The 26,071-nt window shown below is 62.9% G+C and carries 26 protein-coding genes; 10 read left to right on the top strand and 16 right to left on the bottom strand.

Annotation, left to right across the window (positions count from 1 at the left end):
• Positions 1–65 precede the first annotated feature (65 nt).
• Genes JQ575_RS19780 through JQ575_RS19770 form a run of 3 tightly spaced genes read right to left on the bottom strand, consistent with a single transcriptional unit; the run spans position 66 to position 2,781 of the window.
• A complete protein-coding gene (locus JQ575_RS19780; protein WP_212034885.1) occupies positions 66–1,499 on the bottom strand; it encodes a TIGR01777 family oxidoreductase in 1,434 nt (477 codons plus the stop codon).
• Positions 1,496–2,176, bottom strand: a complete 681-nt coding sequence (locus JQ575_RS19775) for a DUF4166 domain-containing protein (protein ID WP_212034884.1) — start codon at positions 2,174–2,176, stop codon at positions 1,496–1,498. Before JQ575_RS19775 ends, JQ575_RS19780 begins: the two co-directional genes overlap by 4 nt.
• Positions 2,177–2,223: 47 nt before the next feature.
• A complete protein-coding gene (locus JQ575_RS19770) occupies positions 2,224–2,781 on the bottom strand; it encodes a GbsR/MarR family transcriptional regulator (RefSeq protein WP_212034883.1) in 558 nt (185 codons plus the stop codon).
• Positions 2,782–2,959: 178 nt separating this feature from the next.
• Between JQ575_RS19770 and JQ575_RS19765 the strand changes: the two genes are divergently transcribed.
• The 4 genes from JQ575_RS19765 to JQ575_RS19750 all read left to right on the top strand — a co-directional run bounded on the left by JQ575_RS19765 (position 2,960) and on the right by JQ575_RS19750 (position 7,914).
• Entirely contained in the window at positions 2,960–4,483 is a 1,524-nt protein-coding gene (locus JQ575_RS19765; RefSeq protein ID WP_212034882.1) for a PAS domain-containing sensor histidine kinase, read from the top strand.
• 172 nt (positions 4,484–4,655) lie between these two features.
• Complete coding sequence (locus JQ575_RS19760; protein WP_212034881.1) at positions 4,656–6,608, top strand: diguanylate cyclase domain-containing protein; 1,953 nt, start codon at positions 4,656–4,658, stop codon at positions 6,606–6,608.
• Positions 6,609–6,799: 191 nt separating this feature from the next.
• On the top strand, positions 6,800–7,024 hold the full coding sequence (locus JQ575_RS19755; RefSeq protein WP_192733766.1) for an MJ0042-type zinc finger domain-containing protein: 225 nt from the start codon (positions 6,800–6,802) through the stop codon (positions 7,022–7,024).
• Between the two features lie 71 nt (positions 7,025–7,095).
• Entirely contained in the window at positions 7,096–7,914 is an 819-nt protein-coding gene (locus JQ575_RS19750; protein WP_212034880.1) for an RMD1 family protein, read from the top strand.
• A 26-nt stretch (positions 7,915–7,940) separates the two neighbouring features.
• Here the strand turns inward: JQ575_RS19750 and JQ575_RS19745 are convergent, their stop codons facing one another.
• The 5 genes from JQ575_RS19745 to JQ575_RS19725 form a co-directional block, all read right to left on the bottom strand.
• Positions 7,941–8,081 (bottom strand): hypothetical protein, encoded by a 141-nt coding sequence (locus tag JQ575_RS19745; protein WP_212034879.1) that lies wholly within the window; start codon positions 8,079–8,081, stop codon positions 7,941–7,943.
• Positions 8,082–8,146: 65 nt separating this feature from the next.
• Positions 8,147–8,446: an acylphosphatase gene (locus JQ575_RS19740; RefSeq protein ID WP_212034878.1), complete on the bottom strand. Its 300-nt coding sequence runs from the start codon at positions 8,444–8,446 to the stop codon at positions 8,147–8,149.
• Positions 8,447–9,325, bottom strand: a complete 879-nt coding sequence (locus JQ575_RS19735; RefSeq protein WP_212034877.1) for an oxaloacetate decarboxylase — start codon at positions 9,323–9,325, stop codon at positions 8,447–8,449.
• 119 nt (positions 9,326–9,444) lie between these two features.
• A complete protein-coding gene (locus tag JQ575_RS19730; protein WP_212034876.1) occupies positions 9,445–11,460 on the bottom strand; it encodes an acetyl/propionyl/methylcrotonyl-CoA carboxylase subunit alpha in 2,016 nt (671 codons plus the stop codon).
• A 173-nt stretch (positions 11,461–11,633) separates the two neighbouring features.
• Positions 11,634–11,843, bottom strand: coding sequence for a hypothetical protein (locus JQ575_RS19725; RefSeq protein ID WP_212034984.1), 210 nt, complete (start codon positions 11,841–11,843; stop codon positions 11,634–11,636).
• 153 nt (positions 11,844–11,996) lie between these two features.
• On the opposite strand from JQ575_RS19725, the gene JQ575_RS19720 reads away from it, so the two are divergent.
• The 3 genes from JQ575_RS19720 to JQ575_RS19710 all read left to right on the top strand — a co-directional run bounded on the left by JQ575_RS19720 (position 11,997) and on the right by JQ575_RS19710 (position 15,926).
• Positions 11,997–12,557 (top strand): phosphohydrolase, encoded by a 561-nt coding sequence (locus tag JQ575_RS19720; RefSeq protein WP_212034875.1) that lies wholly within the window; start codon positions 11,997–11,999, stop codon positions 12,555–12,557.
• An 80-nt stretch (positions 12,558–12,637) separates the two neighbouring features.
• Positions 12,638–13,405: a thermonuclease family protein gene (locus JQ575_RS19715; RefSeq protein WP_212034874.1), complete on the top strand. Its 768-nt coding sequence runs from the start codon at positions 12,638–12,640 to the stop codon at positions 13,403–13,405.
• Between the two features lie 67 nt (positions 13,406–13,472).
• Positions 13,473–15,926 (top strand): PAS domain-containing sensor histidine kinase, encoded by a 2,454-nt coding sequence (locus tag JQ575_RS19710; RefSeq protein WP_249166766.1) that lies wholly within the window; start codon positions 13,473–13,475, stop codon positions 15,924–15,926.
• 78 nt (positions 15,927–16,004) lie between these two features.
• Here JQ575_RS19710 and JQ575_RS19705 read toward each other — a convergent pair whose 3' ends face one another.
• The 5 genes from JQ575_RS19705 to JQ575_RS19685 all read right to left on the bottom strand — a co-directional run bounded on the left by JQ575_RS19705 (position 16,005) and on the right by JQ575_RS19685 (position 20,731).
• On the bottom strand, positions 16,005–18,725 hold the full coding sequence (locus JQ575_RS19705) for an EAL domain-containing protein (RefSeq protein WP_212034872.1): 2,721 nt from the start codon (positions 18,723–18,725) through the stop codon (positions 16,005–16,007).
• Between the two features lie 93 nt (positions 18,726–18,818).
• On the bottom strand, positions 18,819–19,328 hold the full coding sequence (locus tag JQ575_RS19700; protein WP_212034871.1) for a hypothetical protein: 510 nt from the start codon (positions 19,326–19,328) through the stop codon (positions 18,819–18,821).
• Positions 19,329–19,444: 116 nt separating this feature from the next.
• Positions 19,445–19,885: a PPC domain-containing DNA-binding protein gene (locus JQ575_RS19695; RefSeq protein ID WP_212034870.1), complete on the bottom strand. Its 441-nt coding sequence runs from the start codon at positions 19,883–19,885 to the stop codon at positions 19,445–19,447.
• Between the two features lie 55 nt (positions 19,886–19,940).
• Positions 19,941–20,228: a hypothetical protein gene (locus JQ575_RS19690; protein WP_212034869.1), complete on the bottom strand. Its 288-nt coding sequence runs from the start codon at positions 20,226–20,228 to the stop codon at positions 19,941–19,943.
• Between the two features lie 125 nt (positions 20,229–20,353).
• On the bottom strand, positions 20,354–20,731 hold the full coding sequence (locus JQ575_RS19685; protein WP_212034868.1) for a tautomerase family protein: 378 nt from the start codon (positions 20,729–20,731) through the stop codon (positions 20,354–20,356).
• 111 nt (positions 20,732–20,842) lie between these two features.
• On the opposite strand from JQ575_RS19685, the gene JQ575_RS19680 reads away from it, so the two are divergent.
• Positions 20,843–21,700, top strand: coding sequence for a LysR family transcriptional regulator (locus JQ575_RS19680; RefSeq protein WP_212034867.1), 858 nt, complete (start codon positions 20,843–20,845; stop codon positions 21,698–21,700).
• Here the strand turns inward: JQ575_RS19680 and JQ575_RS19675 are convergent.
• The 3 genes from JQ575_RS19675 to JQ575_RS19665 all read right to left on the bottom strand — a co-directional run bounded on the left by JQ575_RS19675 (position 21,678) and on the right by JQ575_RS19665 (position 23,097).
• Positions 21,678–21,932, bottom strand: coding sequence for a hypothetical protein (locus JQ575_RS19675; protein ID WP_212034989.1), 255 nt, complete (start codon positions 21,930–21,932; stop codon positions 21,678–21,680). The two genes, JQ575_RS19680 and JQ575_RS19675, sit on opposite strands and share 23 nt — an antisense overlap.
• 124 nt (positions 21,933–22,056) lie before the next feature.
• A complete protein-coding gene (locus JQ575_RS19670) occupies positions 22,057–22,668 on the bottom strand; it encodes an NYN domain-containing protein (protein ID WP_212034866.1) in 612 nt (203 codons plus the stop codon).
• Between the two features lie 165 nt (positions 22,669–22,833).
• A complete protein-coding gene (locus JQ575_RS19665; protein ID WP_212034865.1) occupies positions 22,834–23,097 on the bottom strand; it encodes a hypothetical protein in 264 nt (87 codons plus the stop codon).
• A gap of 445 nt (positions 23,098–23,542) precedes the next feature.
• Between JQ575_RS19665 and JQ575_RS19660 the strand changes: the two genes are divergently transcribed.
• On the top strand, positions 23,543–25,369 hold the full coding sequence (locus tag JQ575_RS19660; protein WP_312015973.1) for a PAS domain S-box protein: 1,827 nt from the start codon (positions 23,543–23,545) through the stop codon (positions 25,367–25,369).
• A complete protein-coding gene (locus JQ575_RS19655; protein ID WP_212034864.1) occupies positions 25,366–26,031 on the top strand; it encodes a response regulator transcription factor in 666 nt (221 codons plus the stop codon). The genes JQ575_RS19660 and JQ575_RS19655 overlap by 4 nt, the downstream gene beginning before the upstream one ends.
• Positions 26,032–26,071: the final 40 nt, after the last annotated feature.

Here is a 26,071-nt window from a genome sequence, read left to right as displayed (position 1 = left end):
TGGCCAACAGCGCATCGGCTGGCAGTGCGCAAGGTCGGATTGCGGCACCTAGCATGGTTGTCCCCTCACAAGATCGCGTCGAATGCGCTGCGCAATGTCTCATGCCGGAACTTGAATCCGTTCATCAACGCCTTGTTCGGCAACACCCTCTGCCCGCCGAGCAGAAGCTCGTTAGCAAAATCGCCGCCGACCCAGCGCAGCAATGCATCCGGAATCCGGAACACCGCCGGGCGATGCAGCCGCCGGCTGAGTTCTTCGGTGAACTTCAGATTGGTGACCGGGATCGGCGCGGTGGCGTTGATCGGCCCTGAGATGCCGGGGCTGGCGATCACATGGGCGATCAGCCGCACGAGATCGTCGCGCTCGATCCAGGACATCCATTGCTTGCCTGAGCCGAGCGGCCCGCCGAGGCCGAACTCGAACGGCGTCAGCATCCGCGTGATGAAGCCGCCATCGGTTCCGATGACGAGGCCGATCCGCAAGTAAGCTACACGCACGCCATGTTCGGCCGCCGGGCTCGCCGCACGCTCCCAGGCGTCGCACAATTCATGGCTGAAGCAGGCGTGAGATTTCGCGGACTCGGTCAGCACCTGATCCTGCCACAGACCGTACCAGCCGATCGCGGAGCCGGACACCAACACCTTTGGCTTGCGTTCGAGACGGCCAATCAAATCAACGACATCGCCGGTCATCTGAATCCGGGAATCGAGGATCTTGCGGCGCTTTGCCTCCGTCCACAGCCCGTTGCCGATCGGCTCGCCGGCGAGATTCACGATGGTGTCGATTTTGGCATCTGCTGGAATCTGGTCGAGGCTGGTGATCAGGGTGATTGGCGGCGACAGTTCCGCTTTCGTCGGGTTACGGACCAGCGCAATCACCTGATGGCCCGACGCGGTCAGGCTCGCGACCAGACGGCTGCCGATGAAGCCGGTGGCGCCGGTGACGAGCACGGTCTGGCTATCAGGCAGTTTCTCCACGAGGCCAGCCGCAGGCGCGCTGTTCATCCGCCCGAGACGCCGAGCCGCGGCAAAGTCCCTGATACCGCACAGTGCCGCGCCGACGGCGGCCGCCGCCGCTGTCATGCTCAGCCAGCCCGTATAGGCGGAATTGATCCCGGTTGGCTCGACTGCCCATGCGATGAGGACCGGCAGCAGCAACACCAGGATGGCGCCGTAATTGATCGCCAGCAGCGTATGGTTGATGCGCTCGCTCGCCGGCAGTCTACGGCTCATGTCCTCCTCGACGAAATCCATCAGGGTGATGATGACTTCCGCAACCAGCACCGCGATGATGGCCATCGCGAGAATGCCGTACACTTCCAGCCAGCCGAGCACGAGGAACAGGAACGCGTACATCATGTTGCGCACGCCGTGCAGCTGCAGCTCGTAGCGCTGCGACGGGCGCCAGGCCAGCCGCTCGGTCAGCTCATGGTGATAGAACGTGTCGAACACGCCCATCACGATCTGAATGGCGATCAGGGTCCATAGCAACGAAGTCATGACGCGGCCTCCCGGAACACGGCGGACTGACGAATGAGCCTGCCAAAGCGCGGATGAACGATATCGAGCGAGAAGCGGAACGTGCCGCCGCCGAGATCGGAATGGGTGACGGTGAGATCGCCCGGCGTCAGCCAATCCGGCAACTCCAGACGTAGCGGTCCGACCTGGAACGAGTAACCGACACTGCGAAACACCAGCGCTTCGTGCTCGACGAAGATCCGCAGCGCCATGCTGATGCCGTGGCCGACATATTCCTCGAGCCCGGTCGGCCCGGCGAAGCGTTTCGAGGAGTGAATGACCTGCGGAAATCCGTGCGAGCGGGCGCAGATGCGGGTCCAGATCTGGCCGCCGCTCGCCGCATCCTCCGTCACCGTCACCACCATCGGGACGCCGGTCTCGGCTCCGGTCGGCAGCGGCCCGCCGACCAGCCGCGCCAGCTGCGCGAGCCACCAGCCGATCCTGTTGAAATAGGCCTCCTCGACCTCGCCGACATAGACGACGGTTGCACCATCAACGTGGCGCTTGGAGAAACGCCGCCAGATCGCCAGCGGCAAACGTCCCCAGTCGGCATCGGAGAGCAGCGCGTGGAACCTGTTATCGTCGAGCAGTATATCGCTGGAAGGCTTGTGATGCGGATTGGACGCCGGAAGTCTTGAGATCCTGATTGCTGATGCCATCGAACGCTCCGTTACTCCCACCCGCTCCCAGTATTATTTGCCCCGCGCTATTTGGATTTTCCCATCGGCAGGAAGCTGACGATCTTCTCGCCAAGCTTGATCAGGGCGACCAATCTCGGTCGCGGCACTTTCAGCATCTGCATGTACCAGCGGTCGACCAGCTCGGTGAATTCCAGCATCTCCCTCAGCCGCTTGCTCGCGACCGCGCTGATGGTCGGATCATCGGCGGCATCGGAAACGCAGGCGCGCAGCGCATCGACCGCGGGGTCGATCTCGCGCTCCTTGCGGCGGGACGCGATCCGCGCCGCCACTTCCCAGATGTCGGTCTCGGCCTCGTAATGATCGCGGCGGTCGCCCAGGATCGGCACCCGGCGGATCAGGTTCCAGGACAGCAGCTCCTTGATGGAGTTGGAGACGTTGGACCTGGCCATGCCGAGCGTCTCGGCGATATCCTCGGCCGTCATCGGCGCCTCGGCGAGGTACAGCAGGCCGTGGATCTGGCTGACCGAGCGGTTGACGCCCCACTCGTCCCCCATGTCACCCCAGTGCAGGATGAACCGCTCGACGGCGGCCGGGAGTTTCTTCTTTTCGGTTGTTTCTGTCATGACAGAAATATCTGACATTTCTGGATCGACGTCAAGCCTCTTCATCGGACCGGACATATTCGCCAAGGCGAGCCGTGCCCTGCCCGATCGCGCCCCCGGCTAAAATGTGCCTAAAACTTGTCCATTGCCGGAACCATCCGGCATCCCGCGCGTTTCGGCCACTAGGTTAGGGGTTCAGATGGCCGAAATAGACCAACGACAGCAGCGGGATCTGTTCGAGAGCGAACGCAGTTTCCGGCTTCTGGTGGAGGGGGTCGCCGACTACGCGCTGTACATGCTCGACCCCACCGGCATCATCACCAGCTGGAACATCGGCGGTGAACGCATCAAGGGCTATTCGCCGGCGGAGATCCTGGGCCGGCACTTCTCCTGTTTCTACACCGAACCTGACCGCGCCAACGGCAAGCCAACCCGCGCGTTGCGCATCGCGCGCGAAACCGGCCGCTATGAGGAGGACGGCTGGCGCGTCCGCAAGGACGGCACCTTCTTCTGGGCCAGCGTTGTCATCGACCCGATCTACGAGGACGGCAGGCTGGTCGGCTTTGCCAAGATCACCCGCGACATCTCCGAACGCCGTGAGGCCCAGCTCAAGCTCGATCAGATGCAGGCGCAACTGGCGGAATCCCAGAAGCTGGACGCGCTCGGCCAACTGACCGGCGGCGTGGCGCACGATTTCAACAATCTCCTGATGATCGTCAGCGGCAGCCTGCATACGCTCAGGAAGGGAGCCTCCGACGATCCCAAGATGCAGCGCGCGCTGGCCGCTATCGACGGGGCGACAAAGCGCGGCGCCGCACTGACCAGCCAGCTGCTGACATTCGCCAGGCGACAAAGCGTCAATCCGCAAACGGTCGATGTCACCGAAAGAATCAAGGCGGTGCGCGATGTTCTCCACACCGGCGTCGGCGGCACGGTGACACTGCAGTTCGACCTCGACCGCAGCGTCTGGCCGGTCATGGTCGATATCACCGAACTCGAGACCGCGCTGGTCAATCTTGTGATCAACGCCCGCGACGCCATGTCCGACGGAGGCATCATCAAGGTTGCCGCCGATAACACCAGGCTGAGTGATGACGCCCATAGCGGCGACTATGTCGCCATCTCCGTGACGGATACCGGCACCGGCATCGCGCCAGACGTGCTGAGCAAGATATTCGATCCCTTTTTTACGACCAAACCGGTCGGCAAGGGCACCGGCTTGGGTCTGTCGCAGGTGCACGGTTTCGCCCATCAGGCCGGCGGAACGATCAGGGTTGCCAGCGAACTCGGCAAGGGTACGAAGATCACGATCCTGCTGCCGCGACAGCATGGCGGCCTGGCGGTTGACGATGTCAGCGTAACCGAATCCGGTGGAAGCGGCACCGTGCTGCTGGTCGACGACAATCCGGAAGTCGCCGCGGTCAGCACCAGCCTGCTCGAACAACTCGGCTACACCGTCCGCAGGGTAGCGAATGCCGAGGCCGCCCTGCGCGAGATCGAGAGCGACGGGATCGACCTCGTATTCTCCGACATTGTGATGCCGGGCAAAATGGACGGCCTCGGCCTGGCGCGCCGCCTCAAGGCGATGCGGCCCCAGCTGCCGATTCTGCTGGCGACCGGCTATAGCGATGCCGCCCTGAACGTGCGCGGCGATTTTCCCATCCTCCGCAAGCCCTATGAGATCCATCAGTTGAGCCAGGCGATCGCAAAATTGCCGCGGTGACCGGCGGGCCGCGCCTGTCCCGGTTCCACCGGATCCCGGCCGAAATCCCGGTTCCTCCGTTGTTTTCCTGACCGATTCATTAACCGCATCGCCACCTATTGGCCGGTAGATTCCGGCCACGCATTTCGCTTGCCGGTCAGAATGATTTGGCACTCCCCCATCAAGGCGGAAGATGCCCGATCGACACCTCGCAAACCAAAACGGCCTCCTGCGGCGGATCACGCCGGGAATGGTCGTGGTCTTCTTTGCGCTGGTCATGACGGCCTGCATCCTGGGCGTCGTGGTCTGGAAGGCGCTCGAAGCCAAATCGGCCGCGCTGTCGCGCGGCTCCACCGACATCAAGAACCTCGCCCACTCGCTGGCCGAGCACGCCGGGCACACCATTCAAGCCGCCGACATCGCGATGGGTGGCATGGTCGATCTGCTCATGTATCAAACCCCCCTGCCGGAGCGGTTCAACAAATACATGGCCGACACCGTGGCCGCGCTGCCGCAAATACGCGAGATCGGCGTGCTCGATACCAACGGCAATTGGCGCTATTCATCGCTGCCGGAAACACCACGCTACAACAATGGCGACCGGCCCTACTTCGCCTACCATCGCGACACCGCCGGCAAGGCGCTACGCATCAGCGAAATGTTTCAATCCCGCCTCACCGGGCGACCGACCATCCTGCTCTCAAAGCGTGTCACCAAACAGGACGGCAGCTTTGGCGGCGTGCTGACAGCCGCGATCGATAGCGATTACTTCAGCGCTTTCTACAGCGCATTCCAGCTCGGACCCGACGGCGGCATCAGCCTGCTGCGCAATGACGGTGCCGTCCTGTCCCGCTGGCCGTTCTCGAGCCAGAGCACTGACCTTTCCAGACTGGACCTGTTCACGACGCACCTCAAACGGAGCTCGGCCGGATACTACAAGATCATTTCACCGTTCGACGGCATCGTAAAGTATTTCGGATACGAGGCGGCGCCGCGTTATCCGCTGGTCGTCACGGTGGCGATGTCCGAAGACTGGCTGCTGTCGGCCTGGTCGATGGACCTGCGCACGGATGCGATCGTGGCAGTGGTATTGCTGTGCGTGATCATCCTGCTCGCAGCCCTGCTCTCGGCGCAGTTCAATTTTCGAGCCAGGACCGAGCGCGCGCTGCGGGAGAGCGAGTCGCACTATCGCCTGCTGGCGAACAATATCGCCGACGTCGTTATCCTGCTCAATGGCCGCGGCACGCTTCGTTATGTGTCCCACTCGGTCGAACAGATGCTGGGCGTTCGCCCGCAGGACCTCGTCGGCAAATCCTGCTTCGACATGGTTCACGCCGAGGACAAGCAAGGCGTGATGACCGCGAGCGCGCGGCTGAACGGTTCGGGCGCCGTCAGCACAGCCGAGTTCCGGACCTACCGTGCCGACGGATCGATCGTGTGGGTCGAAAGCAACTTCAAGCAGGCATCGGAACGCGACAATCCCGCCGAGGCGGAGTTTGTCGGCGTGCTGCGCGACATCACGGAACGCAAGCGGATGGAAGATGAGCTGAACCTGCTCAACCGCCGCCTGACCCAGCTTGCGGCCACCGACGGCCTGACCGGATTGACCAACCGCCGCACCTTCGATGGTTTTCTGGCACGCCAGTTTGAGGCCTGCGAAGAGATTTCGGTGCTGCTGTTCGACATCGACAACTTCAAAGGTTACAACGACACCTATGGACACCAGGCCGGCGACCGCTGCCTGCAGGCCGTAGCCAAAGCCATCGGCGATGCGACCTCGAATACATCGGGCCTCTCCGCACGCTATGGCGGCGAGGAATTCGCCGTCGTGCTGCCGAACATTTCCGAAGACGATGCATTGAAAGTCGCCGAATCGATCCGGCTGACCGTGCGCGCCCTCGGCCTTCCCAACACCGCCGCCAACCGCGGCTTCGTCACCATCAGCGCCGGCATTGCCACCCGGACGCGTTCGACGCCTGGCGAAGCGGCGCTGGTCGGCGAAGCCGACGCCGCGCTTTATGAGGCCAAGCGGCTCGGCCGCAATCGCAGCTTCGTCTATTCATCGCCGGTCCTGCGTTATGTCGAGGCCGGGTCGATCCAGCACGATCCAGAACTGGCGCCTGTCGAACGCAAGCTGGCGCATTAGCGCGCGTGATCACGGATCAAGGTCTTCGGCGAGACCGTCCACATATCAGTTCTGCATGTCAGCCCTGCTGCCATGACGACCGGATTTAGCGCGTGCGCACAAATTATATGCGGCCCGCGTCAGCCTGGACCCTTCTGGTGCCACATTGATCCAGAACAATCGTCCTGCTCAAAACACCACAGGTTCCGCCAATGAAAATATCCGATTTCACCTGCCCATCCTGCGCGTCAGCTTACGAAGTCGCGGAATCAAGTTCACCGATTGGACGGCCGGGCCGGATTGAATGTACGACCTGCGGCCAACTTCTCGATGTCTGGCAGGATTCCAAGCTGCGAGCTTATCGGCTGGTGATGTCGTCGGAACACAAGTACCGGCACATCGATGCGCCGCCCTCTCCGATTCGCGCGACCGCATAGACTGGCGATCGCATCGCGCCTGTCATGGAACGCGCGTAACCTCCGGGCATCGGCCTTGAGGAGACGGCGAGATGACCAAACCCGAATTCATTCCCGCTGAAATCGGGACGCGGGTCACGGCGCACGCGCTGCATGTCGGCGACCGCATCAATACGATCGGCTTCGAAACAGAGGCGCTCTCGGCGATCCCGCTCGCGATCAGGGTTGGCACGAGCGGCGTCGCGGTTCTGTTCCGCTACGGGGTGGCGGTCCTGATCGGCCTTGGGTCGGACGAACAAAGCCGCTTCCTGGAAACACTGAAACCCCGGATCGACGGCAAGCTGGCGCGCCGTGAAGAGGAAGCCGCCATTCTCGCCTTCGCCGGTGAGGGTGAGACCGAGGATCAGGTCCTGTCCGGCGGACCCATACAGTTGCGCGACATGTCGCCGGCAAGGCTTCTTGTCGTGGCCGACGTGCTGGCCAAGAGCGTCGTACTGGCGCACGACGAACGCGAAGTGGCGAAGGTGTTCGAGATCATCGAACCGTTTGCCAAGGAGCTGGCAGATCACGGACGAACCAGGCGTGATCGAAAGGGCGTCCTACAACTGATCGGAAGCGCCCTGCTGGTCCAGCACAGGGTCTCCGGCCGCGTTGCGATCGGTGAAAAGCCTGACGCATTGTGGGATCGTCCCGACCTCGAGCGGCTTTATGCCCGGCTTGAAGACGAATACGAGCTCAAGGAGCGGCTCGATGCGCTCAACCGGAAACTTGCTGTGGTCGCGGAGAGGGCCAACACCCTTGCCGATATTATCGACACGCGCCGAACCCTGCGCCTCGAACTCATCATCGTCGGGCTGATTGCGTTCGAAGTCATCACGCTGTATCAGCTTTACATGGGCAAGGCCCACTGACCCGGGCTTGGCCTAACTCCCCCTCGCTATCGCGTCCCCGGCCGCCACGACAGGTCATCCGACCACAGGTAGATCGCGATCGCGGCAAGGCACAGCACGAGGCCGACCCAGAACATCGGCGAATGATGGACACGCCTCCAATCGCGTTCGGAAGTTGGCGGCTTCATGGATCACCTCGTTGGCGGGTTTCGGCCAGTGCCGACTATGGCAACGAACTTGATCCGCGCCAATGTCAGATCGTCGGCAACAGCGAGAACCGCTCCCCTCTCCGTAGCAGTTTCAACGCGTCAGGATGGGCGTCCTCTTCCCTCACCGCGTCGACCCGCGCCATCGACGGGCCACGCCGGCACGCTGCGATCATGTCGGCGACGACGTCCGCAGGCCCCGCGAACAATGCCTCGACGCTGCCGTCCCTGCGATTGCGTACCCAGCCCTCGACATCACGCGTCATCGCCTCGTCCGCGACCCAGGCACGGTAGCCGACGCCCTGTACCCGGCCCGTGACCGTCACATGGCGGATCGCACTGGTCATCTATTTCTTCAGCCCGAGAAATTCGGCGCTGCGCGCCTTCACATCGGCTTCGCGCATGGCTCGCCCGGTCAACTCTGACGATGCGAGGCCTTTGAGGTTCTTCGGCGAGGCTCCCTCGCGCAGTGCTTTCAGCGTCTCGTAGACGGCTTGCGTGGCGGCGGCGAAAGGCGTGTGTCCCTGCAGTGCAATCTTCACCCGCTGACTACTGAGAAAGGCCGCGTCATCGAGTTCGCCCTGGGGGTTGCCGAGCACGATCGGCAGCGTCGTCACCGCTGCAATCGCCTCGACTTCCCGGCGCGTCGTCAGCCCGGTGAAGAACAGCGCATCGACGCCGGTGGCGCTGTAGGCTTTGGCGCGGACCAGGCATTCCTCGAAGCTCGCCGCCGACGGGCCACCGCCGCGCGTTCCGGTGCGGCCCATGATGACCAGCGCGGGATCGCGGCGCCCGTCGAGCGCCGCCCGCATCTTGCCGACGCCCTCCTCGAGCGGAATCAGCTGCGGCTCCGAGACGCCGAAGGCCTGCGGCAGCAGCGTGTCCTCGATGGTGAGGCCCGCAGCACCCGCGGTCTCCAGTTCCTGCACGGTCCGCCGGACATTGAGCGCATTGCCGTAACCATGGTCGGCGTCGACCAGCACCGGCAACGCCGCGGCGCGCGACATCCGGCGCATTTGTTCGGCGAGTTCGGTGAGCGTGATCAGCGTGATATCGGGATCGCCGAGCACCGCCAGCGAGGCCACCGAGCCGCCGAACATGCCAAGTTCGAAGCCGAGGTCCTCGGCGATGCGGACGGAGACCGGATCGTAAACCGATCCCGGCCGGATGCAGGTCGATCCGTTGAGGATGGCACGCAATTTTTCGCGGCGTTGGCGGAAGGCCATCGGGCTACCTCAGTTCTATCCACCGTCATTGCGAGCGGAGCGAAGCAATCCATTCTTTCTTTATGCCGCGCTATGGATTGCTTCGCTGCGCTCGCAATGACGGTGTATGTGTTGCCTGCTTACGCAAACTCCAAAATCAGCGCGTCCACCGCGAGCGTGGCGCCGGCGGCGGCGTGAATCTTCTTTACCGTGCCGTCGCGTTCGGCGCGCAGCACGTTCTGCATCTTCATCGCCTCGACCACGGCCAGCGTTTCGCCGGCCTTGACCTCCTGCCCTTCGGCAACCGCGATCGACACTATGAGCCCGGGCATCGGGCACAGCAGCTTCTTGCCGGTATCGGCCGCCGACGTCACCGGCATCAGCCGGGCCGCCGCCGCCTCACTCTCGGTGAAGACGTTGACCGGAACCTCGAAGCCCTGATGCGCCAGGCGGATGCCGTTCGGGATCGCGCGCACCTGCATCGCCACGTAATGGCCGTCGATGGTGCCCTGCCAGACCGGCACGCCCGGCGTCCAGTTCGAGACCAGTTGATGCGGATTGCCCGGCAGATCGTCGGCGCCGATGAAGCGCACCGCGATTCCATCGGCCTCGCGCGCGACGTCGAGCGCGATTTCCGCGCGATCGAGCCATACCGCGCGGCGGCGCTCGCGCTGCACCGGCCGGCCGTTCAACTGGCCGGAAATCTGCCGCTTGCGTTCGCCGAGCACGTGATCGATCGCAGCCCCGACCGCCGCCAGCCGCCGCGCGATCTCGCCTTCGGGCGGCCGCGCCGCAAATCCCTTCGGGAACTCCTCGGCAATGAAGCCGGTGGACAGATTGCCCTCGCGCCAGCGCGGATGGCTCATCAGCGCCGACAGGAACGGAATGTTGTGGCGGATGCCGTCGATATAGAACGAATCCAGCGCCGCCGATTGCGCCTCGATCGCGGCCGCCCGAGACGGCGCATGCGTCACGAGTTTGGCGATCATCGGATCGTAGTGGATCGAGATCTCGCCGCCCTCCTGCACGCCGGTGTCGTTACGAACCGTGATGCCGTCATGGCTCGCTTCCGCGGGCGGGCGGTATTTCACCAGCCGGCCGATCGAGGGCAGGAAATTGCGGAACGGGTCTTCGGCATAGACGCGCGATTCCACCGCCCAGCCGGTCAGCGTGACATCCTTCTGCGCGATGATGAGCTTCTCGCCGGCGGCGGAGCGGATCATCTGCTCGACCAGATCGATGCCCGTGATCAGTTCGGTGACGGGGTGCTCGACCTGCAGGCGGGTATTCATTTCCAGAAAGTAGAAGCTCTTGTCCTGGCCGGCGACGAATTCCACCGTGCCGGCGGAATCATAATTCACGGCTTTTGCCAGTGAGACCGCCTGCTCGCCCATCTTGCGGCGGGTGGTCTCGTCGAGCAGCGGCGACGGCGCCTCCTCGATGACCTTCTGGTTGCGGCGCTGGATCGAACATTCGCGCTCGCCGAGATAGATCACGTTGCCATGCTTGTCGCCCAGCACCTGGATTTCGATGTGGCGGGGATCGACGATGAATTTCTCGATGAAGACGCGGTCGTCGCCGAACGAGGATTTGGCCTCGGCCTTGGCGAGATTGAAGCCTTCGGCGACTTCGGATTTGGAATGCGCGATGCGCATGCCCTTGCCGCCGCCGCCGGCGGACGCCTTGATCATCACGGGATAGCCGATCTCGTCGGCGATCTTCACCGCATGCTTTTCGTCCTCGATGACGCCGAGATGTCCCGGCACCGTCGAGACCTTGGCCTTGGCGGCGGCCTTCTTGGATTCGATCTTGTCGCCCATCGCGGCGATGGCGCCGGGGTTCGGACCGATGAAGACGACGCCCGCCTCGGCCAGCGCGCGCGGAAAGGATTCGCGCTCGGACAGGAAGCCGTAGCCGGGATGCACGGCCTGCGCCCCGGTCTTGCGGCAGGCCTCGACGATCTTCTCGATCACAAGGTAACTCTCGGACGCGGCCGGCGGGCCGATCAGCACCGCGTCATCGGCCATTTCGACATGGACCGCATCTCGGTCGGCCTCGGAATACACGGCTACCGTTTCGATCCCCATGCGCCGCGCAGTCTTGATGACCCGGCAGGCGATCTCGCCGCGATTTGCGATCAGAATTCGTTTGAACATGTGCTTCTTGCTTGAGCTTTATTTTAAGGCTTGCTGTTTTAAGGCCTGGGGCAGGATCCTCACCCGCAATGTGACATGCGGAGACGCGGCTAACAAACCCGTACAGCAAAAATCGACCGAGGCAACGGTCCAGTTTCGAGCCGCCTGCTCAGGCAGCGGCCGACTGCAGCCCGTCAGCCCGAATAGCTTTGAAACCGGCCGCGCGTATAGGCGTGCGACACCGCTTTCATCAGTTCGCCGACCTCGGTTTCCAGATATTCGTTGGCCACGATCAGCGCGCGGATGGTCGCGCGCATATCGCCGCCGCAGGCCGAAATGGCCTGATCGACCGCCGTTTCCAGCTCGTCATTCGGTTCGGTGGCTGGCTGGGAGGAACAAGGCATGGCGCTGATCTCACGGCGGAGCGTTATGTTCCTATTTTGTTCTTGTGAAGTCAATGAATATGCGCGGCGCATGAGACGATGTCCCTCGCTTGTGGATGGAGCCGCACGGCCCCAGCCATTTCCGCCGCATCCGCATTGCATTACATCTTGTGGATGTCCAACGACGCATTGATCGCCGCCTATTCGGCTCCGGGTCGCCACTATCACAATCTGGCGCATATCGAGGATTGCCTCGATCTATTGTCGTCCGTCGATCACCTTTCCGCGGCCGAGCGTGATCTGCTCGTTCAGGCCATCTGGTGGCACGACGCGGTTTACGATCCCACAAAATCGGACAATGAAGAACAGAGCGCCCTGCTTGCCGAGCAAGCCGTGTCATCGGATGTCCGAGCGCAAGTCGGCCGGCTGATCCGCCTGACAAAGTCCCACCAGGTCACGCCCGGCGACCGCCTCGGCGCGATCCTGATTTCGATCGACCTCAGCATATTGGGGGCTGAACCAGACCGGTACGACGCCTATGCCTCGTCGATCCGGAAGGAATTTTCCCATGTTCCGGATGCCGCCTACCGGTCCGGGCGTTCCGACGTCCTCCAGCGCTTCATGGCGAGGCCCGTGATCTTCCCTGACCCCAGTTTTGCAACGCGATACGACCTGCGCGCCCGCGCCAATATGGCGAGAGAAATTGAGTTGCTGAAGGATGGTGACACATCGTAACGCTGGCCGCCCTTGGTTCCGGGATGCCGGCATGTGCTAGAAGGTTCGCGCGGATACGAAAGAGATTTGAAGTGAGACACATGCGGTCACGGGTTGTTCTGATTGTTGCGCTGTTATTGGTCTCACTTTCCTCGTCCCGGACCTGGGCCGCCACGGCGACCGTCAAGGATGGCGGCACGGTTCAATTGGGCAACGTGACCTACCGGCTCGACGGGATCGACGCCCCGGCGTTCGATCAGCTCTGCATCGACGAACACGCCGACAGCTGGGCCTGCGGCATCGAGGCGCGCGATCAACTGGTCAAGCTGATCGGCGGCCGCCAGATCCGCTGCGACGATCTCGGCGTCGATCCCACCTTCAAAAAGCGGCGCCTCGGCGTGTGCAAGATCGAGGGCGGCGACCCCACCAGCCTCAGCCAGTTGCTGGTCCGCCAGGGCTTCGCCCTGAATATCGACGCCTCTGCAACCGGGCGTTTCAAGACCGACGAGGCCCGCGCCAAAGACGACCGTCAGGGACTTTGGAAAGGCTGTTTCGCAGCGCCGCAAGATTTCCGCCGCGGCCAGAAGGACGGCACGCTGCTGGGCGCCGCATGCCGCGCCGACCGCGACCGCCAGATTCGCGAGGCCCTATTCCCCGAGGATTTCGTGATGCCGTCCGGCTGCAACATCAAGGGCAAGTTCGCGGTCCGCGCCCGTGTCACCGGCAATCTCGGCATCTATCATCTGCAGGCCTGCCGCAGCTATCCGGGACTGACCAATCCGGACCGGTGGTTTTGCTCCGAAGAGGACGCCCAGGCCGGCGGGTTCCGCAGAGCCTATAATTGCCGTCCCCCCGCCAAGAGCAAATGAAAGCAAATGATGCTGGCAAACCTTGCGCCTCTTGTGTGAGAGTGCCGCAAGAGGCTTGCGGGCGCGTATGACTCCTCCTGATCATTCCAACCCACTTCCCGAGGCAGCCGCTGCGGAAAGGCTGCGTCAACATCTCGAAGAAATCGCGCGCGAGCGCGACCGGGCTCATCGCGCGCTGCAGGAACGCGAGGCGGAGCTGGCGCGGATCCAGCGAATAGCCGGTGTCGGCGGCCTCGAAATCGATTTTCGCGACGGCGTCAAGAATCGCCGCTCTCCGGAATACCTCCTCGTTCACGGGCTGCCACCCGAGGCGGCCAGCGAGACCTATTCGGACTGGGTCAGTCGAATCCATCCCGAAGATCGCGAGCGGACGGTCAAACATCTGTTCGGCGTGCTGCGGAGCGACAGCCAGGACTATTCGGCCGAATACCGCATCATCCGGCCGAATGACGGCGACATCAGATGGATCCGCGTCGTTGCCAAGATCGAGCGCGGCCGCGACGGTCGCGCGCTGCGCCTGGTCGGCGCCGATCTCGACGTGTCAGGCCAAATGCTGGCCCAGGAAACGCTGCGCGAAAGCGAGGAGCGCTTCCGCCTGATCGCCGACAGCGCCCCCGTCCCGATCTGGGTCACCAAGCTCGACCGCACGCGCTCTTTCGCCAACCAGGCCTATGTCGATTTCCTAGGATTGCCGTTCGAGCAGGCGATCGGGTTCGACTGGCGCAAGGTGCTGCATCCGGACGATCTGCCGCGCATCCTGCAGGAATCGGTCGCCGGCGAGGCCTCACTGAAGCCGTTCGTGCTGGAGGCCCGCTACAAGCGCGCCGACGGCGAATGGCGCTGGCTGAGGTCGGAATCCCAGCCGCGCTGGGACCCGACCGGAAACCACATCGGCTTCATCGGCGTCGCCCACGACATCACCGCCGCCAAGCAGGCCGAAAGCGATCTGCGGAGGCTTAACGAAACCCTGGAACTGCGGATCACGGAGCGGACGGCGCAACTGGAATCCAACGAAGCCCAGATGCGCGCGATTTTCGAGACCAGCCATCAGTACCAGGCGCTGCTCAATCCACATGGCGATGTGCTCTACGCCAACAAGACGGCGCTGGACGGGATTCGCGCCGACGCCGCCGACGTCATTGGCAAGCCGTTCTGGGAAACGCCGTGGTTTGGCGCCACCGAGGGCATGCCTGACGCCGTCCGCAATGCCTTCGTCGCGGTCATGAGGGGCGATGAGGTGAAGACCGAGATGCGGCTGCATCTGCCGGTCGGCGAGCGCTATTTCGACTTCGCGATGCGCCCCTTGCGCGACCAGCACGGCGCGGTCATCGGTGCGGTTCCGGAAGCCATTGATATCACCGAGCGCCGCAAGGGCGAGGAAGCGCTGCGGCAGTCGCAGAAGATGGAAGCGGTCGGCCAATTGACCGGCGGTGTCGCGCACGATTTCAACAATCTCCTGACCATCATCCGCTCGGCCACCGATTTCCTGCGCCGCCGCGACCTGCCGGATGAGCGGCGCCGGCGTTACATCGATGCGATTTCCGATACCGTGGAGCGCGCCTCGAAACTGACCGCGCAATTGCTGGCGTTTGCCCGCCGGCAGCCGCTCAAGCCCCAGGTGTTCGATGTCGGCGCCCAGGTCGAAGCGGTCGCCCAGCTGGTTCGTCCGCTTGTCGGCCCTAGAATCAGGATCGAGGTCGATATTTCCGCGCCCGACTGCTTCGCGATTGCCGATATCGCGCAGTTCGAGACCGCGCTGATCAATCTCGCGGTCAACGCTCGCGACGCCATGGAGGGCGAAGGCCGGCTCGCGATCAGCGTCAGGAAGGCTCATTCCGTCCCTGCCCTGCGTGCCCAGAGCGCACGCAGCGGCGACTTCGTCGCCATCGCCATGACCGACACCGGCCTCGGTATCACCCCCGAGCACATCGAGGCGATCTTCGAACCGTTCTTCACCACCAAGGAAGTCGGCAAGGGAACCGGGCTCGGCCTCAGCCAGGCCTTCGGCTTTGCCAAGCAATCCGGCGGCGATATCGCTGTGATCAGCGAGCCCGGACAGGGCGCGACCTTCACCATCTACCTGCCGCAGGCCGCGATGCCGACGCAGGCGGCGGAAGCCGCGGCCGAAGGCCAGGAGCCCGGCCCGCGCGGACGCGGCTACCGCGTTCTCGTCGTCGAGGACAATGACGATGTCGGACAGTTCTCCACCGAGCTGCTGGAGGACCTCGGCTACATGGTGCGCCGCGCCGACAATGCCGACACCGCGCTGGCGATCCTGGCCGAAGACGAGTTTGCCGCCGATCTGGTATTCTCCGACGTCATTATGCCCGGTATGAACGGGGTCGAGCTCGCCGGCGTCATTCGCGAACGTTATCCGGGCCTGCCCGTGGTGCTGACCAGCGGTTACAGCAACGTACTGGCGGAAAATGCCCATCGCGGCTTCGAGCTGATCCAGAAACCCTATTCGGTCGAGTCGCTGTCGCGCATCCTGCGGAAGGCAATTTCAGACGCGCGGCTGTAGAGCGTTTCCGAGCGAAGTGGATCCCGGTTCGCGTGAAGGAAACGCGTCAAAAAGAATCCTGCCGGCAATCGGCGGCCGTTACGCCGCATCCTCGACCGCGGCCGGGCACGCGGCCAGCAGCGCGCGGATTTCATGCGCGGGGCGCGCCGCGCTGAACAGGTATCCCTGCATCTGGGTGCAGCCCAGATCCTGCACGGTTTCACGCTGCTGCAAGGTCTCGACGCCTTCGGCCGTCGTGATCATGTTGCGGTCGGCGGCGATGCTCACCACCGCCTTGATGATGGAGGCCGAGCTCGAATTGCAGGTGACTTCCTTGACGAAGCTGCGGTCGATCTTGATCTTGTCGAACGGGAAGCGCTGCAGATATTGCAGCGAGGAATAGCCGGTTCCGAAATCGTCGAGCGCGATGTGAACCCCGAGCGCGCGGAGCTGGTTCAGCGCAACAAGCGCTGCGTCATCGTCCGCGATCAAGACCGCCTCGGTGATCTCAAGCTCCAGCCGGCGCGGATCGAGCCCGGTGTCGGCGAGTACGGCGGCGACCTTCAGCGACAGCGACTGCGAGCGGAACTGGACCGGCGAGACGTTGACGGCGATGCGCACATGCGCGGGCCAGGTGACAGCTTCGGCGCAGGCGGTCCGCAGCACCCATTGTCCGATCTCCTCGATCAGGCCGGTCTCCTCGGCCACCGGAATGAAATCGGCGGGCGAAACCATGCCGCGCAGCGGATGCCGCCAGCGCAGCAGCGCTTCGCAGCCCCTGACCTCGTCGTTGCGCAAATCGACCAGCGGCTGGTAGTGCAGTTCGAACCCGCCATCGACCAGCGCCGCGCGCATATCGCTCTCGAGCTCGCGGCGATGGTTGGCCTGCTTTTCCATGGTCGGTTCGAAGAAGCGATAGGTACGGCGGCCCGCCGCCTTCGCCGCATACATCGCCAGATCAGCGCTCTTCAGCAGCGCGAACAGATCGGAGCCGTGACGCGGCGCGACTGCGACGCCGATGCTGGCGTCGCTGGAGAGGCGATGGCCGTTGCAATCGAACGGCGTCCGCAGCCGATCGTAGATCCGCTCGACCAGAATGCTGACGTCATTATCACACGTGACGTCACGCTGCACGACGGCGAACTCATCGCCGCCGAGACGGGCGACGAAGTCGTCGGGCCCGACCGACTGGCGCAGGCGATCCGCGACGCCCTTGAGGAATTCGTCGCCGATCAGATGGCCGAGCGAATCGTTGATGCGCTTGAACTCGTCGATATCGATGTAGAGGATTGCGAATTGCGCGCCGTCGGATTCCCCGAGCAGCGCCTCGGCATGGCGCTGGAACAGCGTTCGGTTCGGCAGATTGGTCAGCGAGTCGTAATGGGCAAGATGCTGGATCCTCGCCTGGACGCGCCGCCTCTCGGTCACGTCTTCCAGCGTGGTCGCCCAGCCGCCGTCCGGCGAGCGCTGGTAGATCAGCTGGATCGTGCGCCCGTCAGGTGTCGTCGTCTCGACGATCCGGACGCCGTCGTCCGTGGGGTTGAGAAATCTCGCGCAATAGGCGTCGACGTCGCCGACAAAGCTTCCCTGCTCCTGGCGATGCAGGATGATGTCGCGCAAATGGCAACCTGGTTTGACGATGTCGGGTGATACGCCGAACATGTCGATATATTGCTGATTACAGACGACGAGGCGGGCCGAGGAATCGAACAGCAACAGGCCCTGCGTCATGTTGTTGATCGCGGCGTCCAGATGCTGGGTCTTTTCCGACAGCTTGTGCTGGGCTGCCGCATGCTGGCTGCGCAACTGGCGCACGATCAGGAAGATCATGACGACAACGACGATGATCGCCAGCGCCGCCGCGCAAAACTGCAGCTTGGTCTGCGCCCGCCAGTCGGCCAGCGCGGTCTCGGTCTTGGTCGTCGCAACGATCAGGATCGGAAAATGCATCAGCGAGCGGACCGCACCGACCTTGTCCTCATTCTGGGACGAGCTGGTGAAGCGTCCCGAGATGTTGCCGTTCAGGACGAGCGCCCGCTGAAACGACGGCGACTTGGCGACGTTCACGCCGAGCAGCTTTGGGTCTTTCGGATAGCGGGCGATGATGGTGCCGTCACGGTGGATCATTGAAATCGCGGTATCGCCGTCCAGCGCCAGGGAGCCGACAAAATCCTCGAAATGCGAGGGCTCGACGCCGCGGCTGGCAAAACCGATGATCTCGCCATCGCGGCCGACGATCTTGCGCGCGAACACCGTGGTCCAGACCTTTGTGACCTTGCTGACGACCGGTTCGACGATCATGTCGGGCGTCGGCTTTCCCGACGTGAATTCCTGGAAATAGCGCCGGTCGGAAATGTTCACGTCCCCCACCGGCCACATCTGCGAGGTATTGATCAGCCAGCCCTTGGCATTGAATAGATTCAGGGCGCCGACATGCGGCAACGTCGCAAGCCTTGTGCGCACCATCTCATGCGCGCTCAAGGTCGACATTTTCTTCTCGAATTCGTCTGGTGTGTTGACCCCGTCCGCCCGGACATAGTTCAGGACGTCGTCGTGCACGTGCTGGAGATCGCTGAGCTGCTGGTCGAAATGGCGCGACAGCAGCAGCGCGGTGTTGTTGAGTTCGCGCTCGGCGACTTCCAGCGCACGCTCGCGGAATTGCAGCGCGAAATAGCCGGTGCCGAGCATGATCGCGATCACCATCGCCGCGGCGCACAGAATCAGCCACTGCACCACGCCGAGGCGTATCCGGGACAGCACGCCGGCGGTTGACCGCCGCAGGCTCCCCGCGATGACGCTATTCGATGCACTTCCCGGCATTTTGCCCGCCCCCACGGTCGCTTTTGTACGGGAAGACAACCCAAGAGGGCGTTAGCAAAATCAGTTATTGGGGGGTTAAAGCGCGGGTCCGGATCAGGCCATTTCCGGAACTTCCGCCTCTTTCAAGCTGCACTCGATCAACGCCCCGTCGATCGCGAATGCCGAGAACGGCGAATGCTCTGTCACGACCTGCAGCGCCGCGAAGAACTGCGCATCGCCGGGGCTCTTGAGGAAGAAGCGGACATGACCCGCCGACAGCGTGTCGCGCGACAACCATACGATCCCGGAGAACAGGGCGACCATGGTCTGCGCGTATTGGCCTGATGTAGCGACCCCGAGTTCATAGAGCGGCGAGACCACGACAAAGCGCGCGCGCAGGATCGGGGTCGGGAATTTGCTCATCATCAGCCGGCTGACCTGACAGGCCGCGTGAATCTTCTCTCCGTCCGAAAGGCAATACAGCGTCGGGTTGTCGCCGTCCTTGGTCAGGGCGTCGAACGCCGCGTAGCTTCCGTTCGAAAACGTGGAAAAGTCTTCGCCGACGCTTTCAGCGTCCTTCTTCCATTGCGCCTTGATCGAACGCCAAGACTTGTCGGAGCTCATCGGCAGGAGGCGCATGACTAACCGGTGGTTAACACAGGACGTGATCACCGGTATTTTATAGCCCTCGGCTAAACGTTTGCTTACGGCCTGGGTCCAGCGGCAAACATTTGTGGCGATCAGCCGATATCGATGAGGGCAATGCCGAGGTCGGCCTTCTTCTTCCGCCGCAACCTGGCGGGGACTTCGGTCAGGACCACCTCGAGTGTGGGCCGCACCGTGCCGGCAAGCAGATGGCCGCCCCGCGTCGATCCGTCGGACAATCCGAGCACGATGTGGACGTGAAGACTGGCCTTGCCGTCATCGCCAACGGCAACGTCGCCGAGCGCGCTCAGGACTTCGCATTGTTCGTTGACCTCGATCTTCTTGTAGGTTTTCGTTGCAAAATCGAACCAGCCGACGACAGCCCTTTCGAAGGCGCCTATCGCCGTGACGGACGCCGCGGTCATCTTTGCATCGTTCGCAAACCGCGTCAGCGCCGCAAACGTTTCTTCGCCGGAATCCAGAATGATGACGTGGATCCGCCCACCGGGGTCGTCGGAAACAAGCTGGTTTTTCATATCGACTTCCTGGTTTCGGGCCGCCGCGCACGGCTTCTCATCGGCCAGCGAGCGCCTAGGCCTTCTTGCCGGGCGGATCGCTGCCCTTGTCCACACGGCTCACCTGCTGGGCGCGCGCCTTGTCCTTTGGCTGCTCCTGTCCGCGCTCATCACGGACGATGCCCTGGTCCGCACCCTTGGCGCGATCCTTGGCGCGATCTTTGGCCCGATCCTCGGAAGGTTCAGCCTCACTCTCCGCTGTCCGCAACCGCGACTGGCCTTCTCTCACCAGCAGCTCATCGCCGGGCATCTGTCCAATCACCCGCTCGGTCTGCGCCTCTGCTATCTCTCGGAAGGTGCTCATCGCAATCTCCTTCCATGGAGAACGGCTCAAAGCAGCAATGTTTCCGGCCGAGCCAATCAAAGATCTGCATGCGAATGGGTTCCGTCTGCATACGAGACGGTTCCGAGCTGACTAACGATCCTCTGTCACGCGAATTGCGCGAGCCCGTGGCCGACGGACCAATTCTCCTTCGCGGCGTCGAGAATGTTCACGAACACGTCCTCCGGCCGTATGCCGGGGCGCTCGCCAAGCAACGCCGCGATCCGCCGGAACAGCGCCTTCTTCTGTTCCGCGGTGCGGGTGTCGAACACCGTGATCTGGATAAACACGAGGTCGTCGCTCCGGACGACGCCAAAGGCATTGCCGTAACGGAAGTTTGCTGCGTCATGCTCCGTGATGGTCATGAACTGGTCGTCTTCGGGCACGTTCAACGCTTCGCGCATCGCACGATAAAGGCTGTCGAAGATCGCCTGACGGTAGGCTTCCGGCTTTCCGGCGCGCAGTGAGATGCGAAGCAGCGGCACAGTTGATCCTTTCCATTTTGTCCCGGTCCATTTTGTCCTGGCCCGAACGCTAAACGCCATCAGGCTATTTTGGTATGCTATGGATACGGATATCAGCTATAATGGCTGGAAATGACCGAACGCCCCCTCGACCTCGATGCCGTCAAGGCTTTCGTCCGTATCGCCGAGCTTGGCAGTTTCACGCGCGCGGCTGAGGCCATGCGGACGACGCAGGCCGCGGTCAGCCTGAAGCTGAAGCGGCTCGAAGAGAGGTTCGGCTGCCGGCTGATCGAGCGGACGCCCCGCCACGTGCAGCTTTCGGCGCACGGTGCCACCTTCCTCGAACACGCCCGCGAACTCCTGGCGGTGCACGATCGCGCGCTCGCCGTATTTGCCGGTGCCCGGCAACGCCTCACCATCGGCATCAGTGATCATGTTGCCGGACCTGAGCTATCCGCGCTGATCGCGCGCATGAACGCGCAGGACCCGCAGCTGCTGATCGAAATCCGGATCGGATCATCGGCCGACCTGCTTCAAAGCTTCGACCGGCGGGAACTCGACACGGTGATCGTCCGCTTTGAGGCAGGCCGGAGCGACGGTGAAATTCTCGCCGAAGAGAAGTTCGGCTGGTTCGCAGCACCCGGCTGGCAGCATCGCGCGGGCGAGCCCTTGCCGCTTGCCACGATGGCCGAGCCCTGCGGCGTGCGGGCGATGGCCGGGCGGCTGCTCGATGCGGCGAACGTGCCCTGGACGGAAATCTTCGTCGGCGGCGGCGTTGCGGCGGTCGCAGCCGCCGTCATGGCCGGGCTCGGCGTTGCGGCATTGGCGCCGCGCATGCTGCCATTCGGCGCCGTCGAGGTCGGCCCCAAGCTCGGGCTTCCCGATCTGCCGCGCTTGCCGGTCTTGCTTCACTCCAGGGTCAAGGACGGCCGGCCGCGCGATGCGCTTGCCGCGCTTTCGGCTGCCTTCAGGAGCGTGGTCCGAGGTTAGCCAACGCCTCTGGTTCATGGGGCAAGACGCTCGCTCGCGAACCCGCCTCCGGCTCAAGCCGCTTCGCCGACGGCTGGCGCAGCCACTTCAGCAGCTCGCGGACGCTGAAGGCGATCACCACCTCATGGTACCGCATGCCCTTGCCGCCCTTGACGAGGCCGAGATCGCGCACCACGCAAAAGCGCCCGCTGCTCATGCGGGCCAGGCGGCAACCTTTGAAGAAACCGAACATCGCACAATGATGCATCGGGACGCGATCCCGTCAATTCTTGACGGTGCGCGAATCCCTTTTGCGCGCGGGGATTCGTCATCAGAACAAACACAGCACGGATGAGCGGGACGACATCCCGGAGACATCATGACCTGAGGTCATTTCCATTGATCGTCACGTGCGACGGGATTTGCGACGATTGCTGGCGTATCTCACGTGCCGCCGGCCGCTCCGACGGGTCACGCCCCAGCACTGGCTTCAATTCGGCAAGATCAATGAAGGCGTCGGCCTGACGCCGCAGGTCGTCCGCCACCATCGGCGGCTGGCTGACAATGGTCGAGATGACGGTCACGTGGACGCCGCGGCGCTGCACCGCTTCGAGCAGCGAGCGGAAGTCGCCGTCGCCCGAGAACAGGAACATCCGGTCGACATGATCGGCAAGCTCCATCGCATGGACGGCGAGCTCGATATTCATGCTGCCCTTCACCTTGCGACGGCCGCTGGGGTCGATGAACTCCTTGGTGAGCTTGGTGACGACGGTGTAGCCGTTATAGTCGAGCCAATCGATCAGGGGGCGGACCGATGTGTATTCCTGATCCTCGATAATGGTCGTGAAATAGAACGCCCGCAGCAGCGTACCGCGGCTCTGGAATTCCCTGAGCAGACGCTTGTAATCGACATCGAAACCAAGCGCTCTGCAGGTCGAGTAGAGATTGGCGCCATCGATAAACAGCGCGATCCTGTCGGACGATAACATCAGGCACCAGCCCCCCAGTTCGAGATGCGCAGCTCAGCAGAGTGACCAGCTTCGGCTCTGCGGACAAGTTGTAGGACACCGTAGCTGGCCGACGCGGGTGGCGTTGACGACCCGGAGCAAGGGATTGTCGATGCACCACGCATGGTTCGGGCGTGCCGGGTCAATCTAGCGGGTCTTTTCATGATTAGTCCACTTGGAGCCGGCGAGGATGGCTGCACTCGCCTCAAGGAAGGCAAGATAGTTTTCATAGCAAACCAAAACGCTAAAATCGACCAGATCAAGCGCGGCCTCCCATGAACGCTCGCCCGGCACGGATCGCGCGCCTCCAGGAATAACATATGGTTGGAAGCTGGTGCTGTCCTGCCGGCGTCTTGCGCCCGGGCGAATGTCGTTCGAACAGTGGATCAATTGCAGGCTTGGCTTTGGCATCTCAATCCCCGAATTTGTGGCGGCACGAGACGGCGGTCGTTACGCAAGCGATGTTTACAATGCGACTATCCCGGACAGCGGCGCCGAGGTTCAACGTTCAATCAGCAAGAGCGACGGCGCGAGAAACCTGCTGCTGCTCGGCTATCGCGCCAGCCTAGTCGCGGAGAATCGCCGAACCATTGAACGGAGGTTGATATGCACGTTACATTTGGGTGAGAGGAGCATACTTAGGTTTAGGATCAGCGGCCTGAGCCTTGCGAGGGACAACGAGCGCCCACCTCCTCCCGCAGTGATATCCAGTTGTCGACATTGCGCGTTCCGCGATCGTCAACCGGGGCTTGCAGGCGCGACGAACGGCCGCGACCGTCAAGCGCTTTGAGCCACCTGCGTATCGCGATGCACCATACCTCCGGGCCTGGAAAAGCTGTTAGGATACGGCCCACTCGTGGGGCCACGTGTTGCCGTCGATGGTGATGATCACCTGACGACGCGGCGCGGGGCCGGACGGCCGAATGCCATGCGTAACCAGATATTAAAATCCCGGCGCTCGGCCGAGCAATCGCTGCTCGGCGGCATGGCGCTGGCATCGTTGACGGCGGCTTGCATCTGGCTCGTGCTCGGTCCCGCCCCGGAGGTTGCCGACTATCTGATTGCCGTCGTGCTGCTCCTCGCCCTATTTCTCGCTTCATTGATCGTGATGCACCTGGTAGGGAGCACCCGCAGGCAGATGGAAGCCGCGCTTGAGAGCCGGGCAAGCGCGGAACAGCGCGCAATAGAAGCCCTGCGCGAGAGCGAGGCGCAGTGGAAGGAGGTCTTCGAGCATAACCCCGTGATGTATTTCATGGTCGATGCGGACGGCATCGTCCTGTCGGTCAACACATTTGGTGCCGCCCAGCTCGGCTATCTCGTCAGCGAATTGCGGGGACAACCGGTGCTCGGGGTCTTCTTTGAAGCAGACCGGGACACGGTGCGAAAAAGCGTTGAAATCTGTCTGGCGCATATCGGGCAAACCCATAGCTGGGAGATCCGAAAGGTCCGCAAGGACGGTTCGGCGCTGTGGGTTCGTGAAAACGCGAAAGCCGTGCGACGGCAGGATGACCGGCTGATCGTGCTGATCGCATGCGAGGACATCACCGAGCGCAAGGAAGCCGAAAACGCCTTGCGGCAGAGTGGAAACTACTTGGCCGAAGCACAGCGATTGAGCCACACTGGCAGCTTCGGCTGGCGCGTCGCCACCGGCGAAATCATCTGGTCGGACGAAACCTTCAGGATATTCGGCTTTGAAAAGTCGCCTTCTGTCGCACTCGACACGGTCATTGGACGCATTCATCCCGATGATCGAGCGGGCGCGCAACAGACCATCGACCGGGCGTCCCGCGACGGCAGGGATTTCGATCACGAATATCGATTGCTGATGCCCGGCGGCTCGGTCAAATATGTCCACGCAACGGCGCATGCCGTAACCGATGCATCTGATGGCATCGAATTTGTCGGCGCGGTGACGGACGTCACGGCACGAAGGCGAGCGGAGGAGAAACTGCACGAGGCACAGGCTGAACTGGCGCATGTCACGCGCGTGACGGCGCTCGGGGAGCTGGCCGCGTCGATTGCCCATGAAGTGAACCAGCCGCTGGCCGCCGTCGTTGCCAACGCCTCGGCCGCCCTGCGTTGGCTCGATCGCGACACTCCCGAACTGCAGGAAGCGCGCAGCGCCCTGGCCTCGATTGTCGATGACGGCAACCGGGCGGGCGAAGTGATCCAGCGCGTCCGCGGGCTGGTAAGCAAGACCGCCGATCAGAAAGCGCCTCTCGACATCAATGCGGTCGTCAATGAGGTGGTCACCTTGCTGCATCGCGAACTGTTCAGCCACCGGATCGTGCTGCGGAAGGACCTCGCTCCTGCTCTCAGCCCGGTCCTCGGCGATCGGATTCAGCTGCAGCAGGTCATCCTCAATCTCGTCATCAACGCCATTGAAGCGATGCAACCGGTCACCGACCGACCGCGCAAGCTGGCGATCCGGACGCACCAGGATGACGCCCACCAGATTCTGGTCACGGTAACAGACTCCGGTGTCGGATTGGCCATTCAGAATGCCGACCGGCTGTTCGCCCCCTTCTTCACTACCAAATCCGACGGCATGGGCATGGGCCTGTCGATCTGCCGATCAATCGTCGAGTCCCATGGCGGGCGACTGTCGGCCTCCATCAATGTCGGGCCCGGCGCGACGTTTCAGTTCAGCCTGCCGATGCATCCAGAGGACCATACGCCGTGACCCCCCGCTCAAACTCGCCTCGCAACGTTGGCGGCCCGGACGAGCCGATCGTCTATGTTGTCGACGATGACGTGTCGGTGCGTGAAGCGCTCCGGAATCTTTTCCGCTCGGTGGGCTTGCGCGTCGAAGTGTTCGGTTCGGGCGCTGAATTTCTGCAGAGCAAGCTGCCGGACGTTCCGAGCTGCCTGATCCTTGACATCAGGTTGCCTCGGCTGAGCGGCCTCGACTTTCAGGCCGACCTTGCCAAGGCAGGCATTCACATTCCCATCGTCTTCATGACGGGCCACGGTGATATCCCGATGACGGTCAGGGCCATGAAGGCCGGGGCTGTCGACTTTTTGACCAAGCCATTCCGCGATCAGGACATGCTGGATGCCGTGACGGCGGCCATCGAACGCGATCGAAACAGCCGGAATGAAGCAAAGATCCGCTCCGACCTGCACGCGCTGTTCGCGACCTTGACTGCCCGGGAGCGCGAGGTGATGGCACTGGTCACGACCGGGCTCATGAACAAGCAGATCGCGGCCGAAATCGGCATTGCCGAGATCACCGTGAAGATACACCGCGGCAACATCATGAGAAAAATGGCCGCGAAATCGCTGGCCGATCTGGTGAAGATGGCCCAGGCGCTCGAAATACAGCGCCCGGCGCCGCCGCAATAGCGGCGGGTCGTTGAGCGATCCACCCCCCGTCCTGCAAACC

This window comes from Bradyrhizobium sp. JYMT SZCCT0428, from assembly GCF_018131075.1.
Classification (GTDB): Bacteria; Pseudomonadota; Alphaproteobacteria; order Rhizobiales; family Xanthobacteraceae; genus Bradyrhizobium.
Note: the sequence above shows the minus strand (reverse complement) of the source record. Positions and strands in the feature narration are given on the sequence as shown.